17 protein-coding genes are annotated in these 15,894 nt (G+C 29.6%); 12 read left to right on the top strand and 5 right to left on the bottom strand.

Annotated features, from left to right (window positions below):
• The first annotated feature begins 58 nt into the window (after window positions 1-58).
• On the top strand, window positions 59-1,315 hold the full coding sequence (gene murA / locus FBF06_RS04760) for a UDP-N-acetylglucosamine 1-carboxyvinyltransferase (protein WP_052796011.1): 1,257 nt from the start codon (window positions 59-61) through the stop codon (window positions 1,313-1,315).
• Window positions 1,312-2,472 carry a molybdopterin molybdotransferase MoeA gene (locus FBF06_RS04755; RefSeq protein ID WP_052796012.1) on the top strand — a complete coding sequence of 387 codons (1,161 nt, stop codon included), beginning with the start codon at window positions 1,312-1,314 and terminating at the stop codon, window positions 2,470-2,472. The genes murA and FBF06_RS04755 overlap by 4 nt, the downstream gene beginning before the upstream one ends.
• A 21-nt stretch (window positions 2,473-2,493) precedes the next feature.
• Here FBF06_RS04755 and lepB read toward each other — a convergent pair whose 3' ends face one another.
• Window positions 2,494-3,342 carry a signal peptidase I gene (gene lepB, locus FBF06_RS04750; protein WP_032584958.1) on the bottom strand — a complete coding sequence of 283 codons (849 nt, stop codon included), beginning with the start codon at window positions 3,340-3,342 and terminating at the stop codon, window positions 2,494-2,496.
• Window positions 3,343-3,351: 9 nt separating this feature from the next.
• Window positions 3,352-4,200 carry a bifunctional methylenetetrahydrofolate dehydrogenase/methenyltetrahydrofolate cyclohydrolase FolD gene (gene folD / locus FBF06_RS04745; RefSeq protein WP_002852542.1) on the bottom strand — a complete coding sequence of 283 codons (849 nt, stop codon included), beginning with the start codon at window positions 4,198-4,200 and terminating at the stop codon, window positions 3,352-3,354.
• Window positions 4,201-4,279: 79 nt separating this feature from the next.
• Between folD and FBF06_RS04740 the strand changes: the two genes are divergently transcribed.
• The 7 genes from FBF06_RS04740 to FBF06_RS04710 are packed head-to-tail and all read left to right on the top strand — an operon-like array spanning window position 4,280 to window position 10,259.
• Window positions 4,280-4,627, top strand: coding sequence for a hypothetical protein (locus tag FBF06_RS04740; protein ID WP_002859529.1), 348 nt, complete (start codon window positions 4,280-4,282; stop codon window positions 4,625-4,627).
• Complete coding sequence (hemL, locus tag FBF06_RS04735) at window positions 4,624-5,898, top strand: glutamate-1-semialdehyde 2,1-aminomutase (protein ID WP_002860511.1); 1,275 nt, start codon at window positions 4,624-4,626, stop codon at window positions 5,896-5,898. The genes FBF06_RS04740 and hemL overlap by 4 nt, the downstream gene beginning before the upstream one ends.
• Window positions 5,895-6,224: an AtpZ/AtpI family protein gene (locus FBF06_RS04730; RefSeq protein WP_002852414.1), complete on the top strand. Its 330-nt coding sequence runs from the start codon at window positions 5,895-5,897 to the stop codon at window positions 6,222-6,224. Before hemL ends, FBF06_RS04730 begins: the two co-directional genes overlap by 4 nt.
• A complete protein-coding gene (locus FBF06_RS04725) occupies window positions 6,224-6,727 on the top strand; it encodes a membrane protein (protein ID WP_002868148.1) in 504 nt (167 codons plus the stop codon). Before FBF06_RS04730 ends, FBF06_RS04725 begins: the two co-directional genes overlap by 1 nt.
• Entirely contained in the window at window positions 6,705-7,892 is a 1,188-nt protein-coding gene (locus FBF06_RS04720; protein WP_052775786.1) for an MFS transporter, read from the top strand. Before FBF06_RS04725 ends, FBF06_RS04720 begins: the two co-directional genes overlap by 23 nt.
• A complete protein-coding gene (locus tag FBF06_RS04715; RefSeq protein ID WP_002868149.1) occupies window positions 7,885-9,981 on the top strand; it encodes a flagellar hook-length control protein FliK in 2,097 nt (698 codons plus the stop codon). Before FBF06_RS04720 ends, FBF06_RS04715 begins: the two co-directional genes overlap by 8 nt.
• Window positions 9,978-10,259 (top strand): FlhB-like flagellar biosynthesis protein, encoded by a 282-nt coding sequence (locus tag FBF06_RS04710; RefSeq protein WP_002852641.1) that lies wholly within the window; start codon window positions 9,978-9,980, stop codon window positions 10,257-10,259. Before FBF06_RS04715 ends, FBF06_RS04710 begins: the two co-directional genes overlap by 4 nt.
• On the opposite strand, the gene FBF06_RS04705 is transcribed toward FBF06_RS04710, so the two are convergent.
• Window positions 10,256-11,056 carry a phosphatidylserine decarboxylase gene (locus FBF06_RS04705; protein WP_002859524.1) on the bottom strand — a complete coding sequence of 267 codons (801 nt, stop codon included), beginning with the start codon at window positions 11,054-11,056 and terminating at the stop codon, window positions 10,256-10,258. The genes FBF06_RS04710 and FBF06_RS04705 overlap by 4 nt on opposite strands.
• On the bottom strand, window positions 11,053-12,177 hold the full coding sequence (locus tag FBF06_RS04700; protein WP_052796014.1) for a metallophosphoesterase: 1,125 nt from the start codon (window positions 12,175-12,177) through the stop codon (window positions 11,053-11,055). Before FBF06_RS04700 ends, FBF06_RS04705 begins: the two co-directional genes overlap by 4 nt.
• 86 nt (window positions 12,178-12,263) lie before the next feature.
• Between FBF06_RS04700 and gltX the strand changes: the two genes are divergently transcribed.
• From gltX to FBF06_RS04685, 3 genes are read left to right on the top strand one after another with little or no spacing between them, the layout of a single operon-like run.
• Window positions 12,264-13,559: a glutamate--tRNA ligase gene (gene gltX, locus FBF06_RS04695; protein ID WP_038816991.1), complete on the top strand. Its 1,296-nt coding sequence runs from the start codon at window positions 12,264-12,266 to the stop codon at window positions 13,557-13,559.
• A 2-nt stretch (window positions 13,560-13,561) separates the two neighbouring features.
• A complete protein-coding gene (locus FBF06_RS04690; protein WP_002852501.1) occupies window positions 13,562-13,843 on the top strand; it encodes a YggT family protein in 282 nt (93 codons plus the stop codon).
• Window positions 13,840-15,465 (top strand): lytic transglycosylase domain-containing protein, encoded by a 1,626-nt coding sequence (locus FBF06_RS04685; RefSeq protein WP_002902999.1) that lies wholly within the window; start codon window positions 13,840-13,842, stop codon window positions 15,463-15,465. Before FBF06_RS04690 ends, FBF06_RS04685 begins: the two co-directional genes overlap by 4 nt.
• Here the strand turns inward: FBF06_RS04685 and FBF06_RS04680 are convergent.
• Window positions 15,362-15,847 carry a hypothetical protein gene (locus tag FBF06_RS04680; RefSeq protein ID WP_002868152.1) on the bottom strand — a complete coding sequence of 162 codons (486 nt, stop codon included), beginning with the start codon at window positions 15,845-15,847 and terminating at the stop codon, window positions 15,362-15,364. The two genes, FBF06_RS04685 and FBF06_RS04680, sit on opposite strands and share 104 nt — an antisense overlap.
• Between the last annotated feature and the right edge of the window lie 47 nt (window positions 15,848-15,894).

Below are 15,894 nucleotides of genomic sequence, written 5' to 3'. Positions count from 1 at the left end.
TTTTCAAAAGTTTAAGAATGCTATAATGATGCATTTTTAAACTTTTTCAAGGAAAAATATGACTTATCTAGAAATCGAAGGCACAAATCATCTAAGCGGAAATATTACAATAAGCGGAGCAAAAAATGCTGCCCTACCCTTGATCGTTTCAAGCATACTTGCTAAAAATGAAGTAAAAATCAACAATGTTCCTAATGTTGCTGATATAAAAACTCTTATATCTTTGCTAGAAAATTTAGGAGCTAAGGTCAATTTTCAAAACAATAGTGCTTTATTAAACACAAACACTCTTAATCAAACCATAGCTAAATATGACATTGTGCGTAAAATGCGTGCTTCCATACTTACTCTAGGACCTTTACTTGCTCGTTTTGGGCATTGTGAAGTATCTTTGCCTGGTGGATGTGCCATAGGACAAAGACCTATTGATTTACATCTTTTAGCCTTGGAAAAAATGGGGGCAAATATACAAATTAAACAAGGCTATGTCGTAGCTAGCGGAAATTTAAAAGGCAATGAAATTCTTTTTGATAAAATCACGGTTACAGGTAGTGAAAACATCATCATGGCAGCAGCTTTAGCCAAAGGTAAAACCAAGCTCTTAAATGTTGCAAAAGAACCCGAAGTAGTTCAACTTTGCGAAGTTTTAAAAGACGCAGGACTTGAAATCAAAGGCATAGGTACAGATGAACTTGAAATTTATGGTAGTGATGGAGAACTTTTAGAATTTAAAGAATTTAGCGTTATACCTGATAGAATTGAGGCAGGAACTTATCTTTGTGCAGGGGCTATTACAAATTCTAAAATTACTTTAGATAAAGTTAACGCCACTCATCTTAGTGCAGTTTTAGCAAAACTTCATCAAATGGGTTTTGAAACTTTGATTACAGAAGATAGTATCACCCTACTTCCTGCTAAAGAAATTAAACCTGTAGAAATCATGACAAGTGAATATCCGGGCTTTCCAACCGATATGCAAGCGCAGTTTATGGCACTAGCTTTAAAAGCTAATGGAACTAGTATTATTGATGAAAGACTATTTGAAAATCGTTTCATGCATGTAAGTGAACTTTTAAGAATGGGTGCGGATATTAAACTCAATGGTCATATTGCTACCATAGTAGGCGGAAAAGAACTTAACGCTGCTGATGTCATGGCTACAGATTTGCGCGCTTCTTCAGCCCTTATCTTAGCAGCTCTTGCAGCTAAAGGTACAAGCAAAGTCCATAGAATTTACCATCTTGATAGGGGTTATGAAAATTTAGAAGAAAAATTTAAAGGTTTAGGTGTAAAAATCACAAGGCTTGAAGAATGAAAAATATCTTTGAAACCTTAAAAGACTTAGAAAATCAAATTTCATGCTTAGATGAAAGTGAGCTTATTAGCCTTGAAAAAGCAAAAGATAGAATTTTAGCTAAAGATTTATACGCTAGAAAAAATCTACCTAGTTTTGATAATGCTGCTCTTGATGGCTATGCTTTTAATTATACTGATATCAATGAAGCTTTGGAGATTAAAGGGACTATTTTCGCAGGAGATAAAAATTTTTATACAGTTGCTAAGAATGAATGCTATAAAATCATGACAGGGGCTAAAATGCCCAAAAATGCTGATACTATCTTAATGCTAGAAGATGAGTATATAGAAGAAAATAAACTCATCATTAAAAAAGCTCCTAAACAATACAATGCCTATCGTTATAAAGGCGAAGAATTAAAAAAAGGTAAGCTTTTACTTCAAAAAGGCACTAAACTTAATGATAAACATATCGCCCTACTTGCTTCTCAAGGGCTTTATAAAATAGAAGTCATAAGAAAAATTCGCATAGGTATTTTTTCAAGTGGAAATGAACTTAAAGAACCTTGGCAAGAATGTGATGAAGAAAGTATTTATAATGCCAATGCTTTGCCTTTACTAACCATGCTTCAAAATGCTTCTTATTTAGGTATTATTAAAGATAATTTTAAAAGTACTAAAGAGGCTTTAAAAAATACAAATTTTGATCTTTTAATCACTTCAGGAGGTGCAAGTGTTGGTGAGGCTGATTTTATGGAAAAAGCTTTAGATGAATTAGGCTTTACTCCGCTTTTTAAAGGACTAAAAGCACGCCCTGCAAGACCTACTAAGCTTTATAGAAAAGGTGAAAATTTCGTATTGATTTTACCAGGAAATCCTATGGCAGCTTATCTTTCTTGTTTTATTTTTGCTAAAAAAATCATTAATTTATTAAGTGGAAACCTAGACAATCCTTTAACATTTTATGGCAAAATGGGTATGGATTTAAAGCTTAAAAGCGGAAGAAATAATCTCATCTTAGGAAATTTAGAAAAAGATATTTTTACACCATTTAATGAAAATAAATTTGGCTCTGGTATGATACTTCCACTTATTAAAAGTGAATTTTTACTTATAAGTGAAGAAAATATAAGCGAATTAAAAAAAGGTGATGAAATCACGCTTTTAAAAATATAATGTTTGTGTTTTTCACAAACATTAGCTTAATTTATCCTCATCATCATGATCATGGATATATTGTTCATCATTTTCCAAGGTATCAACAAAACGCCCTATCCTTTCCCAGCGAACATTTTTATCTTTATCCCAAGAGAAATATACAAACCAAGGTTTGCCTACTATCAACTTATAAGGAACAGAACCCCAAAAACGACTATCATAAGAATAATCACGATTATCACCCATCATGAAATACTCATTTTCAGGCACATCAAAAACATAAGCATTTCCGCCACTAAAACCTATATGATTTCCAAGTTCTTTAATATAAGTTGGAGACATAGCAAAATCACCTATGCTAAGAAAGCGTAAAATATCACTTTCTATATCTTTTTTTGGATCATAATGAATACCTTTTTGTTTATAAGGTTCTTTTACATAAATTTGCCCTCCAAGAGTAACAAGATCATTCGGATAATGTTCTCTCATAAAATCATCACCCTCATGCATTCTTACATAAAGTGTTTTATTTGCATAAACTATCCTATCTCCTCCTGTGCCTACACAACGCTTTACAAAGTGTTCTTTTTCATTTCTAGGATTTCTAAAAACAACTATATCTCCTCTTTGTGACCCTTGTGCTTTTATCAAATGCCCATCTTTATTAAAATCCGGCAAAACAGGAATTTCCAACCAAGGAATATGAGGAGTTGGGATACCATAGCTAAATTTTTTAACAAATAAAAAATCCCCTACCAATAAGGTGTTTTTCATAGAACCAGAAGGAATAACAAAAGCTTGTATAAAGAAAAAAATCACCAAAAGAACAATAACTACAGTTCCAGTCCAAGACTGTGAAAATTTATATAATTTCTTTAAAATTTCCATAGATTTTCCCTAATTAAGTCTATTTTTAGCAGATTTAACTGTGTTTTCTAAAAGCATGGCTATAGTCATAGGACCTACTCCACCTGGAACAGGAGTTATATAACTAGATTTTTTAGATACCTCTTCAAAATCTACATCTCCTACTATCTTTCCACTTTCAAGACGATTGATTCCAACATCAACAACAATCACTCCTTCTTTTACCATATCCGATCGAAGTAAATTCACACAACCTGCTGCTACTATAATCAAATCAGCTTGCCTAGTATAAAGGCTCAAATCTTTGGTTTTAATATGACAAACGCTTACTGTAGCTCCAGCGTTTAAAAGCATAGTAGCCATAGGACGACCTACTATATTTGAAGCACCTATAATAACAGCGTCTTTTCCTTCTAAATCAATTTCATAAGCCTTCAAAAGCTTCATAACTCCAAGTGGAGTACAAGGCAAAAACCCGCTTTCTAAGCCTAAATTTAAATATCCTACATTAATAGGATGAAAACCATCAACATCTTTACTACTTATAATACTTTCAAGTATTAAATCTTTACAAATATGATCAGGTAAGGGAAGCTGAACCAAAATTCCATGAACACTATCATCGTGATTTAAGGTATTAATCAATGCCAAAAGTTCATTTTGTGTAGTATTTTCATTAAGATGATAAACTAAAGATTTAATTCCACATTCTTCACAGGCTTTAGCCTTAGATTTTACATAAGTTTGACTTGCAGGATTATCTCCAACCAAGATAACAGCTAAACAGCTTTCAATCCCTTTGCTTTTCAAAAATTGATTTTTTTCTTTTAATTCTTCTTTGATTTTTGCGCTTAAAGCTTTACCATCAAGCAAAGTCATTATTTTCCTTCTATAAATTTAATCACTTTTTTAAAGTAAAAATTGTATCATATTAAAACTTCATTAACAAGGTGAAACTTTGAAAATTGTTTTAATGTTTTTTTTATTTAGTATCAGTCTTTTTGGTGCTGATTTTATCACTCTTAAAGAATACTCTAAAATGCTTTATGAAAATCCAAGGGGCATTAGTTGTAAAGAATGTCATGGAACAGATGGAAGCGAACAAATTTTAGGATATTATATGAAAAATGGTATTAAAACAGCTTATAAAGTTCCAAGTATACAAAATCTTAGTTTTGAGAATTTTAAAAATTCTCTTAATCAGAGTAAAGACGCAAAATCAATCATGCCAAATTACTCTTTAACAAATGATGAAATTGTAACTTTATATAATTACATCAAGCAATTTAGCAAGGAAGAAAAATGACAAACAAAAAAGCTTTTAAAGAAGCGTGTAAATTCATCGCAGGTGGTGTAAATTCTCCAGTTCGTGCTTTTGCAAATGTTCAAAGTGAGCCAAAATTTATTTCTCATGGAAAAGGTGCTTATATTTTCGATATAGATGGAAATTCTTATATAGACTATGTTCAAAGCTGGGGGCCTTTACTTTTTGGACATTGCGATAAAGATATACAAAAAGCTTGTCAAAAAGCACTTCATAAAGGTTCAAGTTTTGGAGCTCCAACTTTATTAGAAACTGAACTTGCCAAGCTTGTTTTATCTGATTTTCCTCATTTAGAAAAGATCCGCTTTGTAAGCAGTGGAACAGAAGCAACCATGAGTGCTATTCGTCTTGCCCGTGGTTTTACTAAAAAAGATAAAATTTTAAAATTTGAAGGATGTTATCACGGGCATTCTGATTCATTATTAGTGAGTGCAGGAAGTGGTGCTGCTACTTTTAACTCTCCTAGTTCTTTGGGTGTTTTAGAAGATGTAGCTAAACACACTTTAGTAGCTAAATATAATGATATAAATAGCGTTAAAGAGCTTTTTGAAAAAAATAAAGATATTGCATGTGTTATCATTGAGCCTATTGCTGGAAATATGGGGTTAGTTCCAGCTAAACAAGATTTTTTAGAAGAACTTGCTAAGATCTGTAAAAACAATCAAACTCTGCTGATTTTTGATGAAGTAATGAGTGGATATAGAGCATCTTACCTTGGTTCCTATGGAATCAATCATATCCAAGCAGATATAATTACTTTTGGTAAGGTAATAGGAGGCGGTCTACCTGCAGCAGCATTTGCTTCTAGAGCTGAAATTATGGATATTTTAAGTCCTTTGGGTGGAGTTTATCAAGCAGGAACTTTAAGTGGAAATCCTTTAGCAATGGCTGCAGGTATAGCAAGTCTTACAAAAGCCAAAAAGAAAACCAAGCTTTATGACAAACTTGGAAAATTAGCAAAAAAACTTACCCAAGGAATGAAAAAATTAGCAGATGAAAAAGGACTTCCACTGCAAGTTTGTCATGTAGGTTCTATGTTTGGATACTTTTTCACCAAAGATCCTGTATCAAACTACCAAGATGCATTAAAATCCGATCTAGCATTATTTTCAAAATTTCACAAAAATATGCTTGAAAATGGAATTTATTTAGCACCTTCTCAATTTGAAACAGGCTTTATATGTTCAAAAATGGATGATAAAATTATAGATACAACACTAGAGGCTGTTAGGGAAAGCTTTAAAAGAATATGAGCAATATTTTAAAAGAAGAAAAAAATCACTTAGAAAATTCCAACAGCAAAAGACAAAAAATCATTCGCAAAACTCTTGAAGCTGCGGATGGTTTAAGTCTTGGTATCTCTATGGTTGTTGCTGTATTTATAGGTGTGGGAATAGGATATTTACTTAAAAAATTTACTCCTTATCCTTGGCTTTTTTGGCTTGGAGTTTTTTGGGGGATCAGTGCTGCTATACTTAATGTTTACAAAGCTTATAAAGTTCAAGTAAAAAGCTATGAAGAATTTAAAGAAAGAGATGAGTTGATCAAAGAAAAAATTCAAAAAGAAAAGAACAAATAATGGAACATAAAAAAGCTCTATTTTGTATTTTTGCCATTATTCATTTATTTTTTTGGATCATATTTTCATCGTTAAATCATTTTAAATTAGATACATTTTTAAGCTATGAAATAGCTTTTTTTAGTGTTTTATTGATTATTTTTGCTTCTTATTTAAATTATAAAAAAGTCATTATAAAAAAATCAAAAAATTATGAAAAAGATTTTAATTTCATTTCATCACTTTTTATCAAAAAAAAACAAAATTTATCAAAAATTATTCATTTTAAAGTTCTAAAAGACGATTTAAAGCCAAATGTTAAAGAGAAAATCCATTTTTTTGCTATGTTTTTTACTCTCTTTAAATTGATGGCTTATGTAGTATTGGTTGCTGGATTTTTATTTTTACATCGCCAAGATAAATTAGATATCTTTGCTTATATTTGTGGAATTTCATCCTTGCTAGTTTGTGTGTTTATTTTTATTTTATATATAAAAAAGTATGAGTCCAAAAAAAATTATTAAATCAATGACAGCACTTTTTGCTGGTATGGCATTTTTATTTGCAGGTAATGCCTTGATAGTAAGCTCTATAGGTGTTATATTAAAAGAAAACGGAGAAAGTTCTTTAGCTGTTGGAGTAGTAAGTTCTTGTTTTTTTGTAGGCGCTCTTATTGGAACCATCAGTGCTCATAAAATTATTTCTCGTATAGGTCATATACGCTCTTTTGGGCTATTTGGTGCTATTTTTGGAATTTCAGCTATGCTTCATACAGTAAGCGAAAATCTTATTTTTTGGGCTGTTTTAAGATTTTTCATAGGAATTTGCTACTATGGACTTTTAATGGTCATAGAATCATGGCTTAATGAAAAAAGCAAAAATGCCATTCGATCTAGAATTTTAGGTTTTTATGAAATTGTTTTTTATCTTGCGTTTGGCATTGGAGTTTTAATCATAGCGTTAAATTTAAGCAAACATAGTGTATTTATCCTCAGTGCAACTTTAATTTTACTTTCATCTTTACCTTTAAATCTAATTAAAATCAAAGAACCTGTTTTACCCGCATCAAGTCCTATTTCTATACCTAAAATTTTTGATATAGCTCCTTTAGCTATCGTCACAAGCTTTATAGCCGGAATGCTTATAAATGGCTTTTTTTCTATGGCATCTTTATTTATACTTTTGCAAGGTTTTGATACAAAAGCGGTTTCTTATTTTATATTTTGTGGGGTTTTAGGTGGTTTTATTGCACAAACCATCATAGGAACTATTTCAGACAAACTTGGTCGCAAATTTGCCATTATCACTTGTGCAAGTATAGGATTTATCACTATGCTTATATTTATCTTTTTTAAACTTCATTTATATATGCAATATTTTTTAGGAATTACTCTTGGTATAGGAATATTTTGCTTATATGCTTTAGCACTTGCTAGAGCAAATGATGTTTTAGTAAGCAAAAATAAAGGTGTAGAGTTAGGTCGTGGGGTTCTTTTTTGTTATTCTTTGGGCTCTTTGTTTAGCCCTTTAATTTTAGGTTTTTTAATGCAATATTTTGAAATCAAAGGTTTTATATGGTTTTATATAGTTTCTTTAGCATTTTTAATTCTTTTTGCTATCAATAAACCAAATATTTTAAATAAAAAATTTAAGAAAAAGCCTGGAAATATGGTGATATTTGATGATTAATACTCAACTAGCAAGTCAAATTGCCAATACGCAAAAAAATGATTTAAAAGTAGATAACTCTGCTTCAAAAGATAAAACAAATTTAAAAGACAATCCAAAAGAAGCACTTGCACAAGCTTTAAAGCAAAATTTAGGTTTAAGCAAGGACGCTAGTAGTGAGGAAATACTAGCAAAATTTGTTCAAAATGAAACAGGTACCAAATTAAAAGAACTTGTTAATAAACTTTTAGATCAAATCAATGCTCAAAAAAATCCCGATTCCCCTGTACTTAAACAAGGAAAAAATTTAAATTTAGCTCCTAATTTTGCTAATGAATTAAAAATCTTAAGTACAGAACTTGCAAAAAGTGATACTTTTACACAAGTTTTAGACAGATTAAATCAAATTTTAAAACCTGCCAGTGAAATAAAAAACAATAACTTAGCTCCTTTGTTTAAAAATTCAGGCGTATTTTTAGAAGCTAAATTAAAAGATGCCCTAAACGAAGAATTACTACCCAAAAGTTTTCACTCTCTTTTAAGTACAATCAAAGGTCTTAGTAGCGAAAAACTAAGCGTTCAGATAGCCCAGCTTGCAAATACAAATTTAAGCCCAAAAGACACTTTAAAAGAATTAAAAAATATTATTAATTCTAGCAAAAATGAAAATAAGCAAATTTTAAATCAAAGTTCTTTTAAAGCACTTTTAAATTTAAGTTCTAAATTGGAAAATTTTAAAAATTATATAAGTAAAAATCCCAGTCATGCTCAAGAAAAAATCACCCCTATAGCTAATAAAATTTTAAAAGAATTAAATTCCATCAAAAATGATTTTTTCAAAGCTCTTAATAAGCCAGAAAATTTAATGATAAAAGATCCAAACATCCTTAAGCAAACTGCTACCGCCTTTGAAAAACTTGAAAATACTTTAAAAAATATACTAGGCAATCAAGCTTCTAAAATACAAGATAAAGAAAATATTTTAGAAAATCTTTTAAGTAACAAAGAAAATATCAAAGAAGAAAAACTTAATCATAACACAAAAAACCAAGATGAAGAAAAATATATAAAAGTATCAAAAGAAGAAACTCTCGCAGATGATGCTAAAACCAATATTAAGCAAGATGTAAAAAACGAAGAAAATTTACCTAAAAAAGAAGTTAATGCAAATTTAGATTCTAGCACAAAAACTCACGAAGAAAATATCAAAGAAAATCCAAAATTTTATGAAACAAAAACAGAAAGCAAAACTTCAATCAATACAAATACTAACACAAACAACACGCAAAATTTAAATAATTCTCAAAATATTCAATCTAACAATAACCAAACTATGCAAAATATTTTTAAAAATCAGGAATTTATAAAACAAAATATTGTAAAAAATTTAGCATTTAATGTAGAAAATTTAGATCTAGAACAAGTGCAAGATTTAAGTAAAAATTTAAGCAATCTTTCTCGTAGACTTAATGAAAGCTTAAAAGAACTTGAACCCTATACTCAAAATGCCAAGCTTAATCAAGCAGAACTTAAAAATCTCGAACACAAACTCAATCTTTCTATCAAAGATCTAGTGCAAATTAAACCAAAAACAGAACAAGATATAGCTGAATCTTTACATCATGATGTAAAATCAACACTTTTGCAAATTTCAAATTTGGCTAAAAATGAAGGCAATGAAGCTGTATACAATCAAGCTAATCGTCTTTTAGCGCAAATTGAAATCAATCAGCTTATGTCTTTAGCTAATGATTCTATCAATACTTATCTGCCTTTTTCTTGGGATGATTTAAATGATTCTAAAATTATGTTTAGACGCGGAAAAAAGGACAAATTTTTTGCTCAGATTAAACTCGAATTTGCAAAACTTGGGGATTTAGAAATTCTTATTTCTTTAAATAATGAAAAATATATAGATATTAATATTATGGCAGAAAATATTGAATTTAGAAAAACCATCTATGAAAATGCCCATGAGCTTAAAAGAAATATCAATAAAGCAGGACTTTTAAGTGCAAATTTCTTTGTAGGTGATATCATAAGAAGTAAATTTGATACTAGAAATATGAAAAATTTAGATCTTGAAATGGGTATGGATAAAAAAGTATGAGCAAAATCAAAAGATCGATTAAAAAAGCTGTAGCTCTAGGCTATCAAAAAGAAAAAAACTCTGCACCAAAAGTGCTTGCAAGTGGCAAAGGCGAAAGTGCTGCTAAAATTATTTCTTTAGCCAAGGAACACGGAGTTCCTATTAAAGAAGATGAAGATTTAATAGAAATTTTAAGCAAGCTTGACTTAGGTGATGAAATTCCACCTAATATGTATAAAGCTGTAGCTGAAGTTTTTGCCTTTATCTATCAAATGGCAAATAAAACTCCTAAAAACTAATCCGCTATTTTTTCTCCAAATTTAATACCCTGCCCTACTTTTAAATTAAAAGTTAAAAGTCCTTTTTGAGAGATTAAAACTATAGTAGAACCTAGCTCAAAATTTCCTAGTTCTTCGCCTTTTTTGAAATTTAAATTTTCATATTTTCTAGTAAAATTATGAGAAATTTTAGCATTGGTTTGTATGCTTGCATCAAAATTAAAACGCATTTTTCCTACATTTTGCGCTCCTACAAAAACAAGCCAAAAAATACCTTTTTCATTTTGACATTTCAAGCTCACTCTTTCATTTTTTACATATAAATTACTAATGCGTTCTAAATGTTTTTCATTTACGCTATAAAGCACTCCACTTGTGTAAGTTGCACTTAAAATTTGCATATCACAAGGGCTGTGATAACGATGATAATCTTTTGGAGAAAGATAAATATTGACATAATCAAGCCCATTTTTAAGCTCATCTTTTTCAAAGCTATCTTTTAAAAGCTCCTCAATGCTATAAGTATGTCCTTTTATAGAAAAAGCAAAATGTTCTTCATTTGCCAAAAAAGTACTTCCACACTCTAAAATTTTACCATCACTTGGACTGATAAAACCTTCTTCAAGCTTTCTTGGAATTTGCAAAGTTCTTGTAAAAAGAGCATTTAAACTCTCGTATTCACAAGGGCTTTTAAATTCACTCATATCGATATTAAAATACTTAACATAATTTTCATTAATAACTTTTTGTATCATTTTAGGAAATTTAATCCCCGCTACAAAACCAAAAAGTCTCGAACTTTCTTTTGAAAAACTCATTTTTTTCCTTTTAAATTTAAAATCACTATTTCACTCGGAGCAAAAACTCTAAGACTTGGCCCCCAAAATCCTGCTCCACTACTCACATAAAGCTTAGTTTTTTCTCCTAAATCATAAAGCCCATGAACAAAACCTTGCTGAAGTTTAACTAAAAACATAAAAGGGAAAATTTGCCCTCCATGTGTATGCCCACTTAAAACAAGATCAAAATCACTTAAATCATAAAGCAAAGCTGTTTTAGGTTGATGTGTGAGTAAAATACTAGCTTTACTTGTATTTAAATCCACTTTTATTCTTGCTAAATCAGGAGCATATAAACCCCTATCAAGTCCGGCTAAATCTCCAAGTCCAGCAATATTTATAAAATCCAAATCTAAATTTTGATTGACTAAAATTTTCATATTAGTATGTTTTCTAAGCAAATCCAAAACTTCATTGATACCATGATAATACTCATGATTTCCCAAAGCATAAAAAGTTCCGTAAGTGGAGTTAAAATCATTAAGTTTTGAGATGTAATTTTTTAAATCTTTAGGATTAGTATCAATCAGATCCCCTACTATTACAACCATATCAGGACTTTGCAAATTCACTTTAGTGATGAGCTTGTCTAAAAAATTTTCATGCAAATTTTTACCCAAATGTATATCAGTAAGCATGACAATTTTTAAATCTTTTTTAAGATTTGGTATTTCAACATCAACACTCTTTACTTCAGGTGTTTTTAGAGCATTATTTATACTTACATAAATTAAAAACACACTTAAAACTATAAGAGAAAGTTCAAAAATCAAACGCAAAATAAGATTATATGTTTTATCTCTTTTACCCATAAGAGCTAAAATCAATTTAACAAAATCCCATGCTAAAGTCATAAAAAACAAACAATAAGTCGGCGTATAAAACATGGCTAAAATTTCATACCAAGTATCACTTAAATATTCATCTCTACGAAATATTAAAAACACAGCTTGAGCTAAAAAAAGCACAATAAAAATAAAGGAAAAAATTTTATAAAAATACTTAAAAAGAGTAATTTTCTTGATTAATCTTTTATAAATATAAACATTTGCTAAGCCAAAAATTAATAACACAATGAAAGAAAAAATTAAAAATATCATACAAAGTATTATAACCAAGTAAAATTAAATATCCGTATAAATTTTTCTGTTATAATAAGCTTTTAAATAATTTTAAAGGCTATAAGATGTACCGTTTTGCACCTTCTCCCACAGGTGATATGCACATAGGAAATTTACGCGCAGCAATTTTTAATTATATCTGTGCAAGACAAAAAAATATGGATTTTATCTTACGTATTGAAGATACTGATAAGGCTAGAAATATAGCAGGAAAAGAAGAAGAAATCAAAGAAATTTTAAATCTTTTTAGTATTTCATGGCAGCATTACTATATACAAAGTGAAAATTTAAAATTCCATCGCCAAATGGCTTTAAAACTTGTAAGCGAAAAAAAAGCTTTTGCTTGTTTTTGCAGCGAAGAAGAACTTGAAGCAAAAAAAGAGCTGGCTAAAAAACAAGGTAAAGCTTATCGCTACGATGGCACTTGTGAAAAACTAGCCGATATTGATGTTTTAGAATGTGAAAAACCCTTTGTTATCCGTCTTAAAAAACCTACTCATACTATGAAATTTACTGATTTTATCAAAGGCGAGCTTAGTTTTGAGCCTGAAAACATAGACTCTTTTGTGATTATGAGAACGGATAAAACTCCAACTTATAATTTTGCTTGTGCGGTTGATGATATGCTTGAAAATGTCACTTGTATTATACGCGGAGAAGATCATGTTTCAAACACTCCAAAACAAGAACATATCCGCGCAAGCTTAGGTTATAATAAAGCCATGACTTATGCACACTTGCCTATCATTTTAAACGAAGAAGGTGTTAAAATGAGTAAAAGAGAAGCACATTCTTCTGTAAAATGGCTACTTGAAAGTGGAATTTTACCTAGCGCAATCGCAAATTATCTTGTCATACTAGGCAATAAAACTCCTTGTGAAATTTTTACCTTAGAAGAGGCTATAAAATGGTTTGATATTTCTAAAGTTTCAAAAGCTCCCGCAAGATTTGATCTTAAAAAACTTTTGCAAATTAATCGCGAACATATCAAAATGATAAAAGATGATGAGCTTAATAAAATTTTAGATTTAAACAAAGATCTTGCACCACTTGCTAAATTTTACACTCAAGAAGCAAGTACTATAAAAGAACTTAAAGAAAAAATGCAAGCTATTTTTAACGCAAAAAATTTTGGCGAGTTTGAAACAGAATGTAAAATTTTAAAAGAACTCTTAAAAGATATTGAACTTTTTGAAAATTATGAAGATTTTAAAAATGAACTTTTAAACAAAAGCAACTTAAAAGGTAAAAAATTTTTCATGCCTTTAAGGATAATTTTAACAGGAAATATCCACGGACCTGAGCTTAGCGATCTTTATCCTTATATTAAAAATTTTATTCACGAATTAGCAAGGATTTAACTATGGTTATAGACTCTTTTATTATTTCTATTTTTCAAGTACTACAAATTGTCATTAACATTTATACTTGGATTATTATCATCACAGCACTTCTAAGCTGGGTAAACCCTGATCCTTATAATCCTATAGTGCAAATTTTATATAAACTAAGCTACCCTGCTTACGCCTTAGTTAGAAAAATTCCAACACGCATTGGTAATATTGATCTTGCGCCTTTGATTATAGTCTTAGCATTGCAGTTTCTTGGCATTTTTCTTGGGAATATCTTAAGGAGTATATTGTGATAAAAAAAATACTCGTTTTTTTATTTATTTTTTCAAGTTTAAATGCTACACAATATAGTATAGAAAAACTCAAAAAGGAAGAAAATTCACTTGCTAAGGATTATTATATTTATAGGCTTTTAGAAAAAAATAAAATCAGTAAAAAAGATGCACAGGATTTAAATTCTCATATTTTTCGCTATATAGGAAAAATTAAATCTGAACTTGAAAAAATCATCCCTTTAAAGCCTTATATCAACCCAAAATATGCTAAATGCTATACCTATACAGCAAATACTATCTTAGATGCAAATTTAACTTGTCAAAGTGTGCGCTTAAATTCATTAGTTTTTATAGCGAGTCTAAATTCCAAAGACCGAACTACTTTAGTTCAAACCTTTAAAAATCAAAGACCTGATTTGACAAATTTATTGCTAGCTTTTAATACTTCTGATCCTATGAGCTATATAGTACAAAAAGAAGATATTAATGGTTTTTTTAAACTTTATAATTATTCTAAAAAATACGACTTAGATTTAAATACAAGTTTAGTCAATAAACTACCAAACCACATTGGTTTTAAAGATTTTGCACAAAATATTATTATTAAAAAAGAAAATCCAAAATTTAGATATTCTATGCTAGAAATAAATCCTGAAAATGTAAGTGAAGATTCTGCTTTCTATTTAGGAGTCAATGCCTTAACTTATGATAAAACAGAGCTTGCTTATGACTTTTTTAAAAAGGCGGCACAAAGTTTTAAATCGCAAAGTAATAAAGACAATGCTATATTTTGGATGTGGTTGATTAAAAACAATGAAGAAGATTTAAAAACTTTATCGCAAAGTTCTTCTTTAAATATTTATAGTCTTTACGCAAAAGAACTTACCAACACACCTTTTCCAAAGATAGAAAGCCTTAATCCAAGCAAGAAAAAAAATAATTTTAATATGCAAGATCCTTTTGCTTGGCAAAAAATAAACAAACAAATTCGCGATGCTAACGCAAGTCAACTAGATGTCTTGGCAAAAGAATTTGACACACAAGAAACCTTGCCTATTTATGCTTACATATTAGAACGCAAAAATAATTTTAAAAAACATTATTTTATAATGCCTTATTATGACAATATAAAAGACTATAACAAAACGAGACAAGCTTTAATTTTGGCTATTGCCAGACAAGAAAGTCGTTTTATTCCAACTGCTATTTCAGTTTCTTATGCTTTAGGCATGATGCAATTTATGCCATTTTTGGCCAATCACATAGGGGAAAAAGAATTAAAAATTCCAAATTTCGATCAAGATTTTATGTTTAAACCTGAAATAGCATATTACTTTGGAAACTATCATCTAAATTACCTTGAATCACGTTTAAAATCTCCACTTTTTGTCGCTTATGCTTATAATGGCGGTATAGGATTTACTAACCGTATGCTTGCAAGAAATGATATGTTTAAGACAGGCAAATTTGAACCTTTCTTGTCTATGGAACTAGTTCCTTATCAAGAAAGCCGAATTTACGGAAAAAAAGTTCTAGCTAATTATATTGTGTATCGACATCTTCTGAACGATAGTATAAAGATTTCGGATATTTTTGAAAATTTAATTCAAAACAAGGCAAATGATCTAAGCAAATCTTAGCTACAAGCCTAATCTCTTCCTTGACACTAGGAAGAGATGCTTTAAAATAATCAGTATAGTTGTTTTGTATTATATATTTTAAATACTCATCATCCAATTTTTCAATATTGGCTTTTTTATTATTGATAAAAACTTCTAAATTTTGAATTTTTAATGTATTTGGAGTAAAAGATAAAGCTAATACATCATCTTTACTTGTCTTGTCTAGAATTGGGTTTAAATAAGACATAGTTATAATGGCATTAATCTTATCTTGTGTGATTTTGTATTTTTGAGTAAACATTAAAGTTTGAGATTTTAAATTTGTATCCACAATCGCCTGATCTTTTAAAGAACAAGCTCCAAGCAAAAAAGCACCTAAAATTACACTATAAATTTTCATTCTTTTTCCATATTTTTTAGTATTATTGTAGCCTTTTAACCCTATTT

It is taken from the genome of Campylobacter sp. CFSAN093227 (assembly GCF_012897855.1).
GTDB lineage: Bacteria > Campylobacterota > Campylobacteria > Campylobacterales > Campylobacteraceae > Campylobacter_D > Campylobacter_D jejuni.
This window is presented reverse-complemented; position numbering and strand designations above follow the sequence as displayed.

Excerpts from the sequence above, each read along its gene's own strand:
- hemL (WP_002860511.1), top strand. The coding sequence starts at position 4,624 with ATGACAAACAAAAAAGCTTTTAAAGAAGCGTGTAAATTCATCGCAGGT.
- murA (WP_052796011.1), top strand. The coding sequence starts at position 59 with ATGACTTATCTAGAAATCGAAGGCACAAATCATCTAAGCGGAAATATT.
- gltX (WP_038816991.1), top strand. The coding sequence starts at position 12,264 with ATGTACCGTTTTGCACCTTCTCCCACAGGTGATATGCACATAGGAAAT.
- FBF06_RS04700 (WP_052796014.1), bottom strand. The coding sequence starts at position 12,177 with ATGATATTTTTAATTTTTTCTTTCATTGTGTTATTAATTTTTGGCTTA.
- FBF06_RS04705 (WP_002859524.1), bottom strand. The coding sequence starts at position 11,056 with ATGAGTTTTTCAAAAGAAAGTTCGAGACTTTTTGGTTTTGTAGCGGGG.
- FBF06_RS04690 (WP_002852501.1), top strand. The coding sequence starts at position 13,562 with ATGGTTATAGACTCTTTTATTATTTCTATTTTTCAAGTACTACAAATT.
- folD (WP_002852542.1), bottom strand. The coding sequence starts at position 4,200 with ATGACTTTGCTTGATGGTAAAGCTTTAAGCGCAAAAATCAAAGAAGAA.
- FBF06_RS04725 (WP_002868148.1), top strand. The coding sequence starts at position 6,224 with ATGGAACATAAAAAAGCTCTATTTTGTATTTTTGCCATTATTCATTTA.
- FBF06_RS04755 (WP_052796012.1), top strand. The coding sequence starts at position 1,312 with ATGAAAAATATCTTTGAAACCTTAAAAGACTTAGAAAATCAAATTTCA.
- FBF06_RS04680 (WP_002868152.1), bottom strand. The coding sequence starts at position 15,847 with ATGAAAATTTATAGTGTAATTTTAGGTGCTTTTTTGCTTGGAGCTTGT.
- FBF06_RS04730 (WP_002852414.1), top strand. The coding sequence starts at position 5,895 with ATGAGCAATATTTTAAAAGAAGAAAAAAATCACTTAGAAAATTCCAAC.
- lepB (WP_032584958.1), bottom strand. The coding sequence starts at position 3,342 with ATGGAAATTTTAAAGAAATTATATAAATTTTCACAGTCTTGGACTGGA.
- FBF06_RS04720 (WP_052775786.1), top strand. The coding sequence starts at position 6,705 with ATGAGTCCAAAAAAAATTATTAAATCAATGACAGCACTTTTTGCTGGT.
- FBF06_RS04710 (WP_002852641.1), top strand. The coding sequence starts at position 9,978 with ATGAGCAAAATCAAAAGATCGATTAAAAAAGCTGTAGCTCTAGGCTAT.
- FBF06_RS04715 (WP_002868149.1), top strand. The coding sequence starts at position 7,885 with ATGATTAATACTCAACTAGCAAGTCAAATTGCCAATACGCAAAAAAAT.